The organism is Lacrimispora sp. (genome assembly GCF_047605665.1).
Classification (GTDB): domain Bacteria; phylum Bacillota; class Clostridia; order Lachnospirales; family Lachnospiraceae; genus Lacrimispora.
The window spans coordinates 55,392-72,246 of the sequence record NZ_JASGFH010000017.1 but is presented as its reverse complement, the minus strand read 5'-3'; the positions used below and the strand labels follow the sequence as shown (position 1 = coordinate 72,246).

Sequence of the window (16,855 nt, the reverse complement as noted above, 5' to 3'; positions counted from 1 at the left end):
TATCTTTAACCGGACAAGCTTAGTTTTTATTAATTATAGATATATAGGAGTTCCTAAAATTCCATTAATTTTATAAAATTACTATTAAAAATAATTAGAGAACTCATAAAAATAGCAATTTTACACAAAGGGCTTTACCCGATATAATGAGATTCAGAAAGCACTGCAGAGCTTGGATTAATAAAATATTGATTTAGGAGGATGGAAACGTGGGGATTGGTTTTATCAGTTTAATCGCAATCGTAGTAGGTCTGGCCCTGCTGGTATATCTGGTCTGTAAGGATACTTCACTGGTAGTGGCTCCGCTTCTGGCATCTTTGCTGGTACTGCTCATTTCGGGCATGGATATTGTAGGAGGTATTACGGGAGCATACTCTTCTTCCATGGGAAGTTTTATCAGCAAGAACATGCTGATCATCATGATGGGAAGCATTTTTGGCGCCATGATGGGAGAAACAGGAGCAGCTCAGGACATAGCCCACAGCATGACGGGCGTTATTGACCGGATGAAATTCGGCAATAAAAAGTTTACTGCCATGATGATTCTGACGGCAGTATTCATGGTGTTGAATTATGGAGGAATCAGCGGTTATGTTATCGTGTTCACCATGGTTCCCATATGCAAACGCGTTTTTAAAGAGTACGATATTCCCTGGCATCTCTACCTCGCCGTACATTCCTTCGGAAGCCTGGTGACACAGGCCATGCTGCCGGGAACCCCTGCGGTACAGAATTTGATTCCCATTGAATATCTGGGAACCACACCTATGGCCGCTCCCTGGCTTGGGACCGCCACAGCTATTGTATTCTGTATTCCGGTATCCGTTATTTACTGCTATTGGGCTTTGAGAAGAACAGAAAAGGTGCAGGAAGGCTTTTTAAAAACAGGAAACAAGATCAATGAAACGATCATGGAAGAGGACAATGCCGGTCAGGGACAGCACGGGCCGTTTCTCAAGGCTATTATCGCTCCGGTGGTGGTTCTTATCCTGCTGAATGTGGTGGATATGAGTGCTCCCTTTGCTCTTTTCCTGGGCACTGTAACTGCATTAGGCCTTTACTTCAAGCAAGTGAAATCCCCAATGGCCGCCGTCAGCAAAAGCTCTTTAAGCGGTTCTAAAATTGCCATCGGCATCGCCTCTATCGTGGGATTTGGCGGTGTGGTTGCCCAGACTCCCGGATATGAGCTTTTGATCAGCGGACTCCAGTCCATTCCCGGCTCTCCGCTCATCCAGTTGGTGCTGGCCGTCAATGCGGTTGCTGCGATTACGGGTTCTGCATCAGGAGGAGAGAGCATTGCCCTTGAGACATTCGGACAGCATTATATGTCCATGGGCTATCCGCCGGAGGTCCTTCACCGTTTGACCGCCATATCATCTCTCGGCCTGGATTCCCTGCCTCATAACGGCTCTGTCGTCAACCAGATGGAATATACCAGACTGACCTATGCCCAGGGATACTTCCATGTATTCATGATCGCCTGCCTGATCCCCTTTATTGCAGGATTTGTGGCAGTAGGCTTTTATTCCATGGGAATTATATAGGAAAAAACGGAAAGACCGTCTTCAGGAGCTTTAAGGAGGCGGTCTTGTCATAAAGGAAAAGGAGAGGCGGCAGTGAAGAATTTTGATGTAGTGATCATTGGTGCCGGTGTGGTAGGCTCTGCGGCAGCCAGGGAGCTGTCCAGATATAAGCTTTCAATCGGGGTGGTGGAGAAGGAGCTGGATGTGGCCTGCGGCAATTCCAGCCGCAATACAGGCATGGTTCACGCCGGTTTCACCTATAAGCCGGGAAGCTTAAAAGCGGAGTGCGCCGTGGAAGGCAACCGGGAATTCGACCAAGTGGCAGAAGAGCTTGATATTCCTTTTCACCGGACGGGAAAGCTGGTGGTGGGATTTACGGAACAGGATATGAAGAATATTCTAAAATTCAAGGAAATAGGGGAGAGAAACGGCGTTGAGGGCATGGAAATCATCAGCAAGGAGAAGATGAACCGGATCGACCCCAGCGCAGGAGGAGAGTTTGCCATGTACGTCCCATCCTCCGGAATTCTGGACCCAATGCAGTATACCATCGCTCTGGCGGAAAATGCCTGCTTAAACGGTGTCCAATTCTTGTTTGGGCATAAAGCGGTGAACATAGAGAGAGACAGGGAAAGCGGCCTCTACTGCATCGACATGGAACACAATGGAGAAAGAAAAGAAATCAGAAGCCGCTGGATTGTCAATTGTGCAGGAATGTATGCGTCAGAAATTTCACAGATGCTGGGATATCCTTATTATCCGGTGAAAGGGTTTAAGGGAGAATACTATGTTCTGGATAAAAAGGCAGGCAGATATCTTTCCATTCCCGTATATCCGGCGCCCAACGACAAGGGCGGATTTTCCACTCATGCCACCCCTACCATGGACGGCAATGTGCTGGTAGGGCCTGACTCTTATATTACAGAGGACAGGGAAGATTATAAAGTGACCAGGGAACATATGGACGGCTTATTTGAGGATGGAAAGAAAATGTTTCCTCAGATGAAGCGGGAGTATTTTATCCGGAACTTTGCAGGCATCCGCTGGAAACGGTATGATCCTGATACAGGGGAAATCCTGGATTTTCTGTTGGAATCTGACGAGGACCATCCCTGTACTGTAAATCTGGTGGGCATCGAATCCCCCGGCGTGACGTGTGCTCTGCCTTTGGCCCGCCGTGTGGCCTCCATCATAGCCAAAAAGGAAAACCCTGAGCCAAACCGGGAATTCACCCCGTTCAGAAAGGGGATCAGACGGTTTGGTGAAATGACTCTGGAACAGAAAAGAAATGCAATTGAGGAAAACGGGGATTATGGAGAAATCGTGTGCCGCTGTGAGAATGTGACAAAGGCGGAGATTCTGGAAGCCATCCATAATCCATTGGGAGTCCATACTGTAGCCGGAATCAAAAACAGGACCAGAGCTTCCATGGGAAGATGCCAGGGCGGCTACTGCGAAACCAGGATAACGGCCCTCATTGAAAAGGAATGGGAGATTTCGGAAACCCAGGTGAGGTACAATAAAGAACATTCTTATTTGTTCACAGGAAAGGTCAGGTGAGGGGCTTGAAACCGGTTGACGTTATCATCATTGGAGGCGGTCCGGCAGGTCTGGCAGCCGCAGTGGAACTATATAAACAGGGAATTACAGATATCTGCATACTGGAGAGGGAGCACCATTTGGGAGGAATCCTCCGCCAGTGCATCCATGACGGTTTTGGGCTGACCCGTTTTCAGGAAACGCTCAGCGGCCCGGAATACGCCCAGCGCTTTATCGATCAGGTGAAGGAGTGGGGGATTCCCTATGTGACCGATACCACCGTCATGGAAGTGACGGCGGATAAGGCCGTGTATGCTGCATCCAGAATGGGACTTTTGGAATTTAAGGCAAAAGCAGTGGTTCTGGCTATGGGATGCAGGGAGAGGACGAGAGGTGCGCTGAGCATACCGGGGGAACGCCCTTCCGGTGTTATGACGGCAGGAGTGGCCCAGGCCTACATGAATCTTCATAATAAGATGGTAGGCAAAGAGGCCGTCATCCTGGGCTCCGGAGACATTGGGATGATCATGGCACGCCGCATGACTTTAGAAGGAGTCCGTGTCAAGGCAGTATTTGAGATACAGCCCTATGCCAGCGGGCTTCCCAGAAATGTGGAACAATGCCTTAACGATTACGGCATTCCCCTCTATTTGCGCCATACCGTGACGGACATCATCGGAAAGGAACGGCTGGAAGGTGTAACAGTGTCTGAGGTGGATGAGCAGATGAAGCCCATACCCGGAACAGAAAAGATATGGAGCTGCGATACTCTGATCCTTTCCGTAGGGCTCATTCCGGAAAATGAACTGTCTCTTGGGGCAGGGGTGATTCTGGATGACAGAAGCAAAGGCCCGGTTGTGGATGACAGCTATCAGACCAGTGTTACCGGAATCTTTGCAGCCGGAAATGTGCTTCACGTTCATGATCTGGTGGATTTTGTATCCATGGAGGCGGAAAGCCTGGCAAGGGCGGCGGCAGAGTATATACGCATGGAGAAGACGGAAGCTTTTTCAGAGACAGATACTCTGGAAGTGAAAGCGGATGAGAATATCACTCACACCATCCCCCAGAAAATCAGCGGAGCCAGGGACTTTAAACTGTCCATGAGGGTCAGAAGGCCCATGAAGGACTGCGTCATTGAGCTGGTTCAAAACGGCAGGCTGATCCAAAGCAGGAAGATGAAAAAAGCTCTGCCTGCGGAAATGATACAGATTCCGGTGAAGTCTTCCCTTCTGGATAAAAAAGGCGCTTTGGAGGTGAGGGTGATATGCTGAGAGAATATGTGTGCATCATGTGCCCCAGAGGCTGTGAGATGGAGGCTGAGACAGAAGGGAAAGAGCTGCTTTCTGTCACGGGGAATTTTTGTTCCAAAGGAAGGGATTACATTTTCCAGGAGCTGACAGCCCCCAAACGAAACATTGCCACCTCAGTGCTGGTAAAGGGAGGAGAGCTGCCTTTGGCAAGCGTCCGACTGACGAAGCCCATACCGAGGGAGGATATTTTCCGGGCTATGGAGCAGATCAAAAGGGCTGCGGTACAGGCCCCTGTTTTCACAGGCCAGGTGGTTATTAAGAATCTTCTGGGAACAGGCAGTGATGTGATTGCAACAAAGAATGTAGAAAAAATGGATTTATAAAAACAGGAGGTGCCAGCCATATGGAGGTAGTAAAGGGAGGAACAGTTTCCAGACTTGTCCGGGATGTGAAGATTCCCAGGATGTTTCATGCAAGACAGACATTTCCCAGGGAGAAGATCGAACCGGATCAAATACCTGCTGCTATAGACGCCCAGTTAAGCCAGCCCCAGTTCGCGTCCAAGATCAAGCCGGGAATGCGCATTGCCATTACTGCCGGAAGCCGGGGAATCAGAAATGTGGATATTATAACCAGGGCTATTGTGGATTTTGTGAAAGCAAGAGGGGGAAGTCCCTTTATTGTCCCTGCAATGGGAAGCCATGGAGGGGCTACGGCAGAGGGGCAGAAGGAAATTCTGGCCGGATACGGCATTACGGAAATGACCATGGGATGTCCCATCCAGTCTTCCATGGAAGTGGTGGAGCTGGGCTATTCCAGCTTAGGCCGCAGGGTAGTCATGGATAAGAATGCGTATGAATCCGATGGAATCATCATTTCCTGCCGTCTAAAACCCCATAACGCATTCCGTGGAACCCATGAAAGCGGTCCCTGCAAAATGATGACCGTGGGCCTTGGAAAGCAGGCGGGGGCAGAGGTGGTTCACAGCGACGGAATGGGAAAGATCGCTCAAAACATCCCCACCATGGCCGCCGTTGTTCTGGAAAAAGCTCCTATCCTGTTCGCCATTCCCTGCATTGAAAATGCTTATGACGAAACCTGCCGTATGGAGGCAATTCTTCCTGAGAATATATTGGAGAGGGAAGCAGAATTATTGAAATACGCCTTTTCCCAGATGCCCCGCCTGATCGTAGAGGAAGGGGATGTGCTGATCGTGGATAAGATAGGCAAGAATTTCAGCGGAACCGGAGTGGACCCCAACATTACGGGAACCTTTTCCACGGAATACGCCACAGGCGGCATTCAGGTTCAGAGGACCTGCTTTCTCAATTTGAGTGAGGAATCCCACGGAAATGCCCTGGGCTGCGGTTTAGCCAGCGCTATCACCAAAAAGATTTTCGATCAGATGGACATTGAACAGATGTATCCCAACTGCATCACCAGCACTGTGCTGGCATCGGCCCGGATTCCATGTGTGTTAGCCACAGATCAGGAAGCCATACAGCTTTGCATCCGCACCTGCAACGGTTTGGAAGGAAAGGATGTGAGAGCAGTCCGCATCGCCAACAGCCTGCATATTGCAGATATTATGCTGTCGGAGGCGTACTATGAAGATGTGGTAAGGGGAAAGTATCAGGGGCTGGAGGCTTTGGATAAACCGTCAGACTTGAAATTTGACGAAGAAGGGAATCTGATTACAGTGATGTAGCAAATACCTCCTATGCAGGTGTTTGGATTTTTCGCATAGGAGGCATGTTTTCGGTATGTTAAGAGTTCCAATACTGGGAGGCCAGATCAATAAAACGCCTTGCAGCCCGTGAAAGATAACTTCCGCCCTTGTAAGCTGCAACCGTTTCCCAGGAAGGATGGCCTGGAAGGGAAAAGGAAGAAATGCCGTCAGAACAGGCTTTGGCATAATATTCCGGAAGGATGCCGCAGCAGAGGCGGGCCTGTATCATGCGGGTGATGGTATTGTAGCGGGAGGTTTCAAACAGTATGTTGGGCTTGACCCCTGCTTCCTCGAAAATGCGGTCAATCAGGGCCCGGTTGGTGGATTCCTTGTAAATCAGCACGAATGGCTCATACTGGACGGAGGAGATGTCCAGGGTGATGGCTTTGTTTAAACCTTCACAGGCACCGGAGGCCAGAGGATGTCCCGATGGGATGGAAAGAAGCATTTCCTCAGAACAAATGGGTATGTAATAACTATCAGGCATTTGATCCCTGCATAAGGTCTGGAAGCCGATATCCACTTCACCGCTGGCAATGGCGGCCATCTGTTTTCTCACGCTCAGTTCAAAGGGAATTACGGTGATTTCAGGGTATTCAGCGTGAAAAACAGGATATACATGAATGAACATATCACTGCCCCTTCCGGGAGGAAAGGCGATGGAAAGATATCCTTTTTTCTGCTTTAAGAGATCGCTTATCATGGCATACGTATCTTTTTTCATCTGGAGCATCTCTTTTGCATTGGCAATGTAGATTTCTCCGGCAGGGGTGAGGCGCCAGTTGGTGCGGGACCGGTAAAAGAGGGGAGTTCCCAGTTCTTTTTCCAGACGCAGCAGTTGCTGGTTTAAAGCCGGCTGGGTGATGAAAAGCTTTTCGGCTGCCCGTGTGATGTTGTTTTCCTCGGCTATTGCCAGAATATACTCAATCTGCTTTGTGTCCATGGGTCTATGCCTCCTGAGTCCAATAATCTGTCCTAATCATATCACGGCGGAAGGGCTCAAAGCAAGGCTGTGCAATCAAAGAAAAATTTAGAGACATATAACATCTATTAATTTTACACGAGTCGGAATTGTATATATAATCAAAGTAAAACAGTAAAAGACAATATCTGACAAAATAAAGGAGGGCATAAATATGAGTAAACCACTATATATAAAGATCAAAGAGCAGGATAACGTAGCCATTGCAGTAGATGAAATTAAGGCCGGTACCGAGGTTATGGAAGGGGTGCAGGCCCGCCAGAATATTCCCCAGGCCCATAAGATCGCCCTTGTTGACATACCAGAGGGAGGGGAAATCATCCGTTATGGGGTGATTCTGGGCTACGCCGTAAATCCCATATCAAAAGGGGAATGGATCAATGAGCATATGCTGGAACTGCCGGAGCCTCCTGATGTGGACAGCATGGAATTCGGAACCAACCTGGTCACCGATCTGCCGAAACCGCCTGTTACGGTCTGGGAAGGATATGTGAATCCATATGGAGGGCCTGCCGGAACCCGCAACCTTCTGGGAATCAGTACTACGGTCCAATGCGTAACCAGCGTGTTAAATGTAGCAGTTGAAAAGATGAAACGGGAGCTGCTGCCCAAATACCCAAATGTGGACGACATTGTGCCAATCAACCACGCTTACGGCTGCGGCGTCGCCATCAACGCACCGGAAGCAAAGGTTCCCATCCGGGCTCTCCGCAATTTATCCAAGCACCCCAACTTTGGAGGCCAGATGATGGTGGTGGGACTTGGATGTGAAAAATTTACAGTGGATATGCTCTGCGACGAGGCGGACATTACAGAGGAAAATGTGATCATATTGCAGGAGAAAAAAGGGTTTGACGATATGATCGGTTCCTTGATGGACATGGCGGAAAAAAAGCTGAGAATCTTAAATGAGAGAAAGCGGGAATCCCTTCCCCTGTCTGATCTGCTGGTGGGAATGCAGTGCGGAGGCAGCGATGCATTTTCCGGTGTGACAGCGAATCCGGCAGCAGGCTATGCCTCTGACATGCTGGTAAAGGGAGGGGCTACAGTCTTATTTTCTGAAGTTACGGAAGTGCGGGACGGCGTATATCTGCTGGCTCAGCGCTGTGTGAATGAAGAGGTGGGAAAAAAGCTGGCGGAAGAAATGAAATGGTATGATAATTATCTAAAAGAAGGTGAAGTAGACCGGAGCGCAAACCCCACCCCTGGAAATAAAAAAGGCGGGTTAGCCAATATTGTGGAAAAAGCCATGGGTTCCATTGCAAAGTCAGGCACATCTCCCATTGTAGAAGTGCTGTCCCCGGCGGAAAAGCCCACAAAAAAAGGCCTCATCTATGCGGCAACTCCTGCCAGCGATATTGTCTGCGGTCCATGCCAGCTTGCAAGCGGCATCGGGCTTCAGGTGTTCATGACAGGAAGGGGAACCCCTTACGGCCTTGCCATGGCTCCTGTAATCAAGGTATGTTCCAGAAATGACATGAAAGACCAGTGGATGGACTTAATCGACGTAAACGCAGGCCCCATTGCAACCGGAGAGGCCACCATAGAGGAGATCGGCACACTGCTGTTCCATGAGATCATTGATGTGGCAAGCGGGCGCAAGCAGACTTATGCGGAAAAATACAGGCTTCATAACGACATGTGTATTTTCAATCCGGCTCCCATCACTTAAATTTTCTGCCTTTCGCAACTGTTTTCTTCGTAAGGGGGATTGCGGCCTTAATTTTCTAAAGGAATTATTTCAGTGTAGAATATAGATAAAATAGAAGAAACTGAGGATAAGGAGGGCTTCCATATGGAATATCGAAAGTTTGAGCATACATTTGTGGTGCGGCTGGACCCAGGCGATGAGATTCTTCTCAGCCTGATAAAGCTTTGCAGGGAGGAAGGGATAAAGCTTGCGTCTGTGACCGGTCTTGGGGCAGTGGACACAGTTCAGCTTGGAGTTTTTGATACAGAAAAGAAGCAGTATTACAGCCGGGAGTATCGAGGGCTTTATGAGATCGCTTCGCTGATGGGAAGCATCACCCAAAAGGATGGAGCCCCTTATCTGCACCTGCATATGGTAATCGGAAATCCCCATACAGGGGAATGCCATGGAGGCCATTTGAGCCGTGGAGTGATCAGCGCCACCGGTGAACTGATCATAACGGAAATTCCCGGAACAGTGGAACGGAGAGAAGACGAAGATATAGGGCTGAATTTATTTCAGTTTCATGAGTGAAAAGGCTGATAAAAGAGAATAAATGCAATCGGTCATAACAGGCTGCCGCAAAAGAAGGAGATTCTTTGCAGCAGCCTGTCCTTGCATGAAGGAGGAAAAAGGGGATGCAAAAACAGGGGGATGGTGGTATGATAAATAAAGATGAGATAAAAACGGGAAATTACTTAATCAATGACAGAACAAAGGCGGAGAAGAAAACAGAAAGAAGGCAGTAAGGAAATGACTGATACAAAAAATGATTTTTCACAAGGAAGCATAGTGGGAAACATATTGAAGCTGGCCCTTCCCATGACTCTGGCCCAGTTTATCAATGTGCTTTATAATATTGTGGACCGGGTATACATAGGAATGATACCTGAAAATTCCACCCTGGCCTTAACGGGCCTTGGTTTGTGCCTTCCCATCATTTCCATGGTCATCGCTTTTGCCAATTTATTCGGAATGGGCGGCGCTCCCTTGTGCTCCATTGAACGGGGCCGGGGAAACGTAAAGGAAGCGGAACGGATCATGGGCAATTCCTTTGTGCTTTTAATGGCTGCCGGAGTCATACTGACAGTTTTGGGATTGATATTTAAAAAGCCCATGCTGTATCTGTTCGGGGCCAGTGACCTGACTTATCCCTACGCGGACCAGTACATCACCATTTATCTGTTCGGAAATATCTTTGTGATGATCGGACTTGGAATGAACAGCTTCATCAACTCCCAGGGCTTTGGAACCATCGGGATGATGACGGTTCTTTTGGGAGCAGTTGCCAATATTATTTTAGACCCCATATTCATTTTTGTTCTGGACATGGGGGTCAGAGGGGCGGCTCTCGCCACCATCATATCCCAGTTTCTTTCTGCGGTCTGGATTGTTAAGTTCCTGACTGGTAAAAAGGCCATCATAAGGCTTAAAAGCTCCTGTTTCCGTTTGGAAAAGTACAGAGTGAGAAATATTACAGGCCTTGGCATGTCAGGCTTTACCATGTCCATCACCAACAGTCTGGTCCAGATTTTATATAATTCCTCCCTCCAGCGCTACGGTGGTGACCTATACGTTGGAATCATGACTGTCGTCAATTCAGTCCGGGAGGTAATTACCATGCCTGTAAACGGGGTGACCAGCGGCGCACAGCCTGTTATGGGATATAATTATGGGGCAGAAAAGTATGACAGGGTAAAGCGGTCCATCGTATTTGTTTCGATTGTGTCCATCGCGTACACCACACTTATGTGGATATTGATCCATAGCTTTCCGGAATTTTTCATCCGGATATTCAACCGGGATGCAGAGCTTTTAAAAGAAGGGGTTGCGGCCATGAGAATCTATTATTTTGGATTTTTCTTCATGTCCCTGCAATTTGCGGCCCAGTCTGTGTTTGTTGCCTTGGGAAAAGCGAGGAAGGCGGTGTTCTTTTCCGTTTTCCGCAAGGTGGTGATCGTGGCTCCTTTGATCCTGATCCTGCCTGTCATTCTGGGAAACGGCCCGGCAGGAATCCTGATGTCAGAGCCCATATCCAACTTAATCGGAGGATGTGCCTGTTTTATCACCATGCTGGCTACGGTATGGCCGGAACTTGGCAGGAAAACGATAGATAAAGAAACCAATAAATAGAGAAACCAATAAATAGAGAATTCAGAGGTATTAACATATGAAAACCATAACCAGAAATCATATTACCAATATCCTGTCCAAGGAGAACCCTCCCTGTGACAGCATAAAGTCGGGAGAGACGGTTGTATTTGAAACATATGACTGCTTCACCAACCAGTTTCTGCCTGAGGAGGCCACCTTTGAAAACGTGGTTAGAAAGCCGGGAAATCCGGCTACAGGCCCCCTTTACGTGGAAGGCGCCATGCCGGGAGACATGTTAAAGATCGAGATTCTGGACATTGAAATGGGCCCTGTAGGCATTGTCATGCTGGGACCGGGAAGCGGAAGTGAAAAGGAAGAATTCCCCCATAAGGTCTTAAAGAGAGTTCCTGTAAAAGACGGATTTGCCCTGTATAACGAAAAGCTTCAGATTCCGGTAAAGCCTATGATCGGGGTCATCGGCGTGGCTCCGCAAGGAGAGGGCGTTTCTACCATCACCCCCATGGACCACGGCGGAAATATGGACTGTACCCAGATCAGAAAAGGCGTTACTCTCTATCTGCCTGTATTTGTGGAAGGAGCCCTTTTGTCCATGGGAGACTTCCATGGAGTGATGGGTGACGGAGAAGTGGAAGACTGCGGACTGGAAATTGAAGGGCGGGCTGCGGTCCGGGTAGAGGTGATCAGGAACAAAAACTGTGTTCCCTATCCCATGATCGAAACCGAAGATAAGCTGATTACCATTGCCTCCAAAGAGAGCGTGGAGGAGGCCTGGCGGGCGGCTTCCAGACAGATGTTTGACTTTATAAAAGAAAAGGCGGGCATGGGCAGTGAAGATGCAGGCATGCTTTTGACTGTGGCCGGTGATCTGGTGATCTGTCAGACTGTGAATCCCATGAAGACTGTGAGAATGGAATTTCCCCGGTATATAACTCAGAGTTATGGTTTTGATTCCATTTCGGCAGAGTAAAACAGACTGAAATTTCTTGACAGAAGATGGTTTTTGGACCATAATGATAAACAAATTATAAAAACTGACAGATATGCCGGTATGGAAAGCACCCTCCGGGTATGATGTTATACCCAGACAGCGTGGAGCCTTAAGAGGAAGCACCCTGCGGGTATACCGCGATGCCCAGAGCGCGTGGGTAGGAAAGGAAGAGTACAAGATGCAGACAATCAGAATTGAAAAAACCGCTTGTCCCAAGGAAAAACCAGGCAAAGAAAATCCATTGGTATTTGGAACCATTTTTACAGACCACATGTTTGAAATGGATTATGAGGAAGGAAAAGGCTGGTATGATCCCAGAGTCGTGCCTTATCACAAGCTGGAGCTGGAGCCTTCTGCCATGGTATTCCACTACGGACAGGAGATGTTCGAGGGATTAAAGGCCTATAAAGCGGAAGATGGACGTATTCTGCTGTTCCGCCCGGATAAGAATATTGAGCGTGCCAATAAGAGCAACCGCCGCCTTTGCATTCCCCAGATTCCGGAGGATTTATTCTTAGAGGCATTAAAGACCGTGGTGTCTGTGGATCAGGACTGGATTCCCACAAAGCCGGGAACCTCCCTTTATGTACGGCCTTTTGTCATCGCTACAGACCCATATTTGGGAGTGAGAGCATCCCATACGTATAAATTCATGATCATTTTATCCCCTGTAGGCGCTTATTACGCCAGCGGCCTTAATCCGGTCAAAATCTGGATTGAGGACGAATACGTCAGAGCGGTTAAGGGCGGAATCGGAGAGGCGAAGACAGGCGGAAATTATGTGGCTTCCCTGGCCTCTCAGGTAAAGGCACATGATGAAGGATATTCCCAGGTGTTATGGCTTGACGGAGTTCACCGGAAGTATATTGAAGAAGTAGGAGCCATGAACATCTTCTTTAAGATCAACGGCGTTGTGGTCACACCTGAATTAAACGGAAGCATTCTCCAGGGAGTCACCAGAGATTCTGTCCTCACCCTTTGCAGGCAGTGGGGCGTTCCCGTGGAGGAGCGGAAGGTTTCCGTAGAGGAAGTGGTTGCTGCCGCAGAGTCAGGAGCCCTGGAAGAGTGCTTCGGAACCGGAACAGCCGCCGTTATTTCTCCGGTAGGAGAGCTTCGTTTTGAGGAAGACAGGATGTCCATCGGAGGCGGAAAGATCGGAGAACTGACCCAGAAGCTTTACGACACCATAACCGGAATCCAGCTTGGCGCAGTGGAAGGGCCAAAGGGCTGGGCTGTGGAAGTGAAATAAATATCTTAGTATCCGGCGGGGCCCATTGCGGCGCCGCCCAAACTTTGGTATGAGCAGACAGATTCCTTCAAACATAAAATACAGAAAGAAAAGAGAGCGTTCTATGGCAGCAGTATTGGCAAAGGCAGTTGCATTTGTAGCGATTATTGCAATGGGCTACCTGCTTAAACTGGCAGGATTTTTTCGTGCAAAGGATTTTTACTTATTTTCTAAAGTGGTCATTAAAATCACTCTTCCGGCAGCTATTGTGTCTAATTTCAGCAAGATTGCCATGGAGTATTCCCTGTTAGCCATGTGTGCGATCGGGCTTTTATGCAATCTGGTCACCATTGTCATCGGTTATGTGATGAACCTTTCAAAATCAAAGGAAACGAAAGCCTTTGCAATGATCAACATGTCGGGATACAATGTGGGAAACTTCACCGTGCCTTTTGTCCAGAGCTTTTTAAGCCCCATGGGATTTGCGGTCACAAGCCTTTTTGATGCGGGAAACGCCGTTATGTGCACAGGAATCAATTATACCTTGGGCAGCATAGTAATGGGAGAAGAGGAAAAGCCTTCTTTAAAAAATATTCTGCGGAAGCTGTTTTCCTCTATTCCCTTTGACGCTTATGTGGTCATGACTGTTTTAGCCATGTTAAAGATCAAGCTTCCCGCTGTGATTCTCAGCTTTGCAGAAACAGCAGGAGCGGCCAATGGATTCATCGCCCTGCTCATGCTGGGAATTGGCTTTGAAATACAGATGGAAAAAGAAAAAATCGCCCAGGTCATTAAAATTTTAGCTGTCAGGTACGGGCTTGCCCTTCTCATGGCTCTGGGATTTTATTTCCTCACTCCCTTTGGTCTGGAAATACGCCAGGCTTTGGCCATTGTTTCCTTAGGGCCCATATCTTCCGTAGCTCCGGCCTTTACAGGAGCCTTAAAAGGAGATGTCGAGATGGCCAGTGCCATCAATTCCATGTCAATTATCATCAGTATTGTGGCGATGACAGCTGCCCTTATTATCCTGCTGTGAAAAAATCTGCCGCCTACTTGACAAACAATTTCATCGTGCTATAATTTGAATAGAAATGAATATAAAAAGCGTTGATGAGACCAGTATCATATCAGGAAAGTTCAGAGAGAGGCCCGTTTGGTGAAAGTGCCTTACCGGAATGCTATGAGAAGACCAGCTCGGAGCGTCCCTTAATGGGGAACGGTGATTCCGTTATCATCACAATGAAGTGGTTTGAACGTTTTTTGTTCATTCAATCAAGGGTGGAACCGCGATTCCTGTAGTTGAGTCGTCCCTTTCTGTGTGGAAGCATATGGAAAGGGACTTTTTTATTTGTCAGAAAAGGAGATTAAAAGATGAAGATTACATTAAAAGACGGCTCAGTCAAAGAATATGAGCATTCAATGTCAGTCATTGACATTGCCTCCGATATAAGCGAAGGCCTGGCCAGAAATGCATGTGCAGGCGAGGTGGATGGAACTGTTGTGGATTTAAGGACTGTTGTGGATAAGGACAGCAGTTTGAGCATTCTGACTGTCAGTGATCCGGCAGGTCTTTCCGCTTACCGCCATACAACGAGCCACGTCCTGGCTCAGGCAGTGAAGAGGCTGTACCCGGAGGCAAAGCTGGCAATCGGACCTTCCATTGAAAACGGCTTTTATTACGATTTTGATATCCCCTCTTTTTCAAGAGAGGACTTGGACAAAATTGAGGCCGAAATGAAGAAGATCATAAAGGAAGGCGCTAAAATCGAGCGGTTTACTCTTCCGAGAGATGAAGCCATCAAGTTTATGGAAGAAAAGGGTGAGCCCTATAAGGTGGAGCTGATTCAGGACCTGCCGGAAGGAGCGGAGATTTCCTTCTACAGCCAGGGAGACTTTACAGACCTCTGCGCAGGACCTCATCTGATGAGCACAAAAGCCATCAAGGCATTTAAGCTGACTTCTTCTTCAGGCGCTTACTGGAGAGGCAGCGAGAAAAACGCCATGCTGACACGTGTTTACGGAACGGCATTTTCCAAGAAGGAAGAATTGAATGAATATCTGGAGTACCTTGCAAACATCAAAAACCGGGATCACAACAAGCTGGGCCGGGATTTGGAAATCTTTGCAACGGTTGATGTCATCGGCCAGGGTCTTCCCCTCCTGATGCCAAAGGGCGCCAAGATCGTCCAGACCATGCAGAGATGGATCGAGGATGAGGAAGAGAAGAGGGGCTATATGAGAACAAAAACTCCTCTTATGGCTAAAAAGGACCTCTATGTCATTTCCGACCATTGGGATCATTATAAGGAAGGAATGTTTGTGCTGGGAGATGAGGAGCATGACGATGAGGTGTTTGCACTCCGTCCTATGACCTGCCCATTCCAGTATTACGTTTACAAGCAGAGCCAGAAATCCTACCGTGACTTGCCATGCAGATACGGCGAGACTTCCACCCTGTTTAGAAATGAGGATTCCGGAGAAATGCACGGCTTGACCCGTGTGCGCCAGTTCACCATTTCTGAGGGACATTTGATCGTCCGTCCTGACCAGATCGAGGAAGAATTTAAGGGCTGCGTGGATTTGGCAAAGTACTGTCTGACAACACTCGGTCTGGAAGGCGATGTAACGTACCAGATGTCCAAATGGGACCCTGACAAAGCGGATAAATATCTGGGAAATCCTGAAATGTGGGATGAAGTCCAGGATATGATGAGAAAGATTCTGGACCACATCGGAATCGAATATACAGAAGCAGTAGGAGAAGCGGCTTTCTACGGACCTAAGCTGGATATTCAGGCTAAAAACGTGTACGGCAAGGAAGACACCATGATCACCATTCAGCTTGACATGTTCCTGGCAGAGCGGTTTGACATGAGCTTTGTGGACAGAGACGGAACCAAGAAACGCCCTTATATCATTCACAGAACTTCCATGGGCTGCTATGAGAGAACTCTGGCATGGCTCATTGAAAAATACGAAGGTGCATTCCCCACATGGTTATGTCCGGAGCAGGTTCGTGTGCTTCCTATTTCTGAGAAGTATCATGAGTATGCCGAGAAGGTGGAAGCCCAGTTAAAGGAAAACGGCATTCTGGCAACGGTTGATGAGAGAGCGGAGAAGATCGGCTACAAGATCAGAGAAGCCCGCTTGTCAAAAATTCCTTATATGCTGGTAGTAGGACAGAAGGAAGAGGAGGAAGGCGTGGTATCAGTCCGCAGCCGCTTTAACGGCGACGAAGGACAGCGTCCTCTGGGCGATTTTATCGACGATATCTGCCGTGAAATCCGCACAAAAGAAATCAAAAAAGTAAATGTGACAGAAGAAGCAAAATAAATTTATATTTTCAAATGGTCAGGAAGTATTCGTGAGAATATTTTCCTGACCATTTGCGCACACTACCTCCTGAACCATCAGTTCAAATTTCTTTCAGAAATCAAAGGAGGTCACAGGTCATGACAAAATTAGACTGTAATGTTACAAGCTGTATTCATAATTCCGATAACTGCTGCTGTAAATCTGCTATTATAGTAGAAGGGAACCAGGCAAAGGATTCCTACGATACATTTTGCGGCAGCTTTGATGAGAATAAGGACGGTTCCTTCCGGAACGTGTTCAAGACTCCGGAAAGCAGGCTGGAAGTGGACTGCGAAGCATCTAACTGCGTATATAATGAAGACCGCCACTGTTCAGCGTCTCACATTGGAATTGCAGGAGATGGAGCCAGAGAAGCTGGACATACGGAATGTTCCACCTTTAAGACGAGATAAAGACAGGAAAAAGTAAAATGCGCCGGGGGCTGTCCCTGGCG

General features: G+C 48.0%; 14 protein-coding genes. 13 read left to right on the top strand and 1 reads right to left on the bottom strand.

The window, feature by feature from the left end:
- Window positions 1–209 precede the first annotated feature (209 nt).
- The 5 genes from QM657_RS14435 to QM657_RS14415 all read left to right on the top strand — a co-directional run bounded on the left by QM657_RS14435 (window position 210) and on the right by QM657_RS14415 (window position 6,023).
- Complete coding sequence (locus QM657_RS14435; protein WP_415067397.1) at window positions 210–1,544, top strand: GntP family permease; 1,335 nt, start codon at window positions 210–212, stop codon at window positions 1,542–1,544.
- Window positions 1,545–1,616: 72 nt separating this feature from the next.
- A complete protein-coding gene (locus tag QM657_RS14430; protein WP_415067396.1) occupies window positions 1,617–3,083 on the top strand; it encodes an NAD(P)/FAD-dependent oxidoreductase in 1,467 nt (488 codons plus the stop codon).
- A 5-nt stretch (window positions 3,084–3,088) separates the two neighbouring features.
- The gene (locus tag QM657_RS14425; RefSeq protein WP_415067395.1) at window positions 3,089–4,336 is read left to right on the top strand and encodes an NAD(P)/FAD-dependent oxidoreductase; all 1,248 of its coding nucleotides are present in this window, start codon (window positions 3,089–3,091) and stop codon (window positions 4,334–4,336) included.
- Entirely contained in the window at window positions 4,330–4,698 is a 369-nt protein-coding gene (locus QM657_RS14420; protein WP_415067394.1) for a DUF1667 domain-containing protein, read from the top strand. The genes QM657_RS14425 and QM657_RS14420 overlap by 7 nt, the downstream gene beginning before the upstream one ends.
- A gap of 20 nt (window positions 4,699–4,718) precedes the next feature.
- The gene (locus QM657_RS14415; protein ID WP_415067393.1) at window positions 4,719–6,023 is read left to right on the top strand and encodes a lactate racemase domain-containing protein; all 1,305 of its coding nucleotides are present in this window, start codon (window positions 4,719–4,721) and stop codon (window positions 6,021–6,023) included.
- A 58-nt stretch (window positions 6,024–6,081) separates the two neighbouring features.
- On the opposite strand, the gene QM657_RS14410 is transcribed toward QM657_RS14415, so the two are convergent.
- Complete coding sequence (locus QM657_RS14410) at window positions 6,082–6,987, bottom strand: LysR family transcriptional regulator (protein ID WP_415067392.1); 906 nt, start codon at window positions 6,985–6,987, stop codon at window positions 6,082–6,084.
- A gap of 193 nt (window positions 6,988–7,180) precedes the next feature.
- Here QM657_RS14410 and garD point away from each other — a divergent pair, with 193 nt between their 5' ends.
- From garD to QM657_RS14370, 8 genes are all read left to right on the top strand, one after another.
- A complete protein-coding gene (gene garD / locus QM657_RS14405) occupies window positions 7,181–8,698 on the top strand; it encodes a galactarate dehydratase (protein WP_415067391.1) in 1,518 nt (505 codons plus the stop codon).
- Between the two features lie 123 nt (window positions 8,699–8,821).
- A complete protein-coding gene (locus QM657_RS14400) occupies window positions 8,822–9,250 on the top strand; it encodes a PPC domain-containing DNA-binding protein (protein ID WP_415067390.1) in 429 nt (142 codons plus the stop codon).
- A gap of 219 nt (window positions 9,251–9,469) precedes the next feature.
- Complete coding sequence (locus QM657_RS14395; protein WP_415067389.1) at window positions 9,470–10,849, top strand: MATE family efflux transporter; 1,380 nt, start codon at window positions 9,470–9,472, stop codon at window positions 10,847–10,849.
- A 37-nt stretch (window positions 10,850–10,886) separates the two neighbouring features.
- A complete protein-coding gene (locus tag QM657_RS14390) occupies window positions 10,887–11,798 on the top strand; it encodes an acetamidase/formamidase family protein (protein ID WP_415067388.1) in 912 nt (303 codons plus the stop codon).
- Between the two features lie 199 nt (window positions 11,799–11,997).
- A complete protein-coding gene (locus QM657_RS14385; protein ID WP_415067424.1) occupies window positions 11,998–13,068 on the top strand; it encodes a branched-chain amino acid aminotransferase in 1,071 nt (356 codons plus the stop codon).
- Window positions 13,069–13,117: 49 nt separating this feature from the next.
- Complete coding sequence (locus QM657_RS14380) at window positions 13,118–14,083, top strand: AEC family transporter (RefSeq protein ID WP_415067387.1); 966 nt, start codon at window positions 13,118–13,120, stop codon at window positions 14,081–14,083.
- Between the two features lie 335 nt (window positions 14,084–14,418).
- Window positions 14,419–16,380: a threonine--tRNA ligase gene (thrS, locus tag QM657_RS14375; RefSeq protein ID WP_415067386.1), complete on the top strand. Its 1,962-nt coding sequence runs from the start codon at window positions 14,419–14,421 to the stop codon at window positions 16,378–16,380.
- 119 nt (window positions 16,381–16,499) lie between these two features.
- On the top strand, window positions 16,500–16,814 hold the full coding sequence (locus QM657_RS14370; protein ID WP_415067385.1) for a DUF1540 domain-containing protein: 315 nt from the start codon (window positions 16,500–16,502) through the stop codon (window positions 16,812–16,814).
- The last annotated feature ends 41 nt before the right edge of the window (window positions 16,815–16,855 follow it).

What these genes read in the sequence shown, in the direction of transcription:
- QM657_RS14420 (WP_415067394.1), top strand. Translation starts at nt 4,330, where the DNA reads ATGCTGAGAGAATATGTGTGCATCATGTGCCCCAGAGGCTGTGAGATG.
- QM657_RS14415 (WP_415067393.1), top strand. Translation starts at nt 4,719, where the DNA reads ATGGAGGTAGTAAAGGGAGGAACAGTTTCCAGACTTGTCCGGGATGTG.
- QM657_RS14410 (WP_415067392.1), bottom strand. Translation starts at nt 6,987, where the DNA reads ATGGACACAAAGCAGATTGAGTATATTCTGGCAATAGCCGAGGAAAAC.
- garD (WP_415067391.1), top strand. Translation starts at nt 7,181, where the DNA reads ATGAGTAAACCACTATATATAAAGATCAAAGAGCAGGATAACGTAGCC.
- QM657_RS14400 (WP_415067390.1), top strand. Translation starts at nt 8,822, where the DNA reads ATGGAATATCGAAAGTTTGAGCATACATTTGTGGTGCGGCTGGACCCA.
- QM657_RS14395 (WP_415067389.1), top strand. Translation starts at nt 9,470, where the DNA reads ATGACTGATACAAAAAATGATTTTTCACAAGGAAGCATAGTGGGAAAC.
- QM657_RS14390 (WP_415067388.1), top strand. Translation starts at nt 10,887, where the DNA reads ATGAAAACCATAACCAGAAATCATATTACCAATATCCTGTCCAAGGAG.
- QM657_RS14385 (WP_415067424.1), top strand. Translation starts at nt 11,998, where the DNA reads ATGCAGACAATCAGAATTGAAAAAACCGCTTGTCCCAAGGAAAAACCA.
- QM657_RS14380 (WP_415067387.1), top strand. Translation starts at nt 13,118, where the DNA reads ATGAGCAGACAGATTCCTTCAAACATAAAATACAGAAAGAAAAGAGAG.
- thrS (WP_415067386.1), top strand. Translation starts at nt 14,419, where the DNA reads ATGAAGATTACATTAAAAGACGGCTCAGTCAAAGAATATGAGCATTCA.
- QM657_RS14370 (WP_415067385.1), top strand. Translation starts at nt 16,500, where the DNA reads ATGACAAAATTAGACTGTAATGTTACAAGCTGTATTCATAATTCCGAT.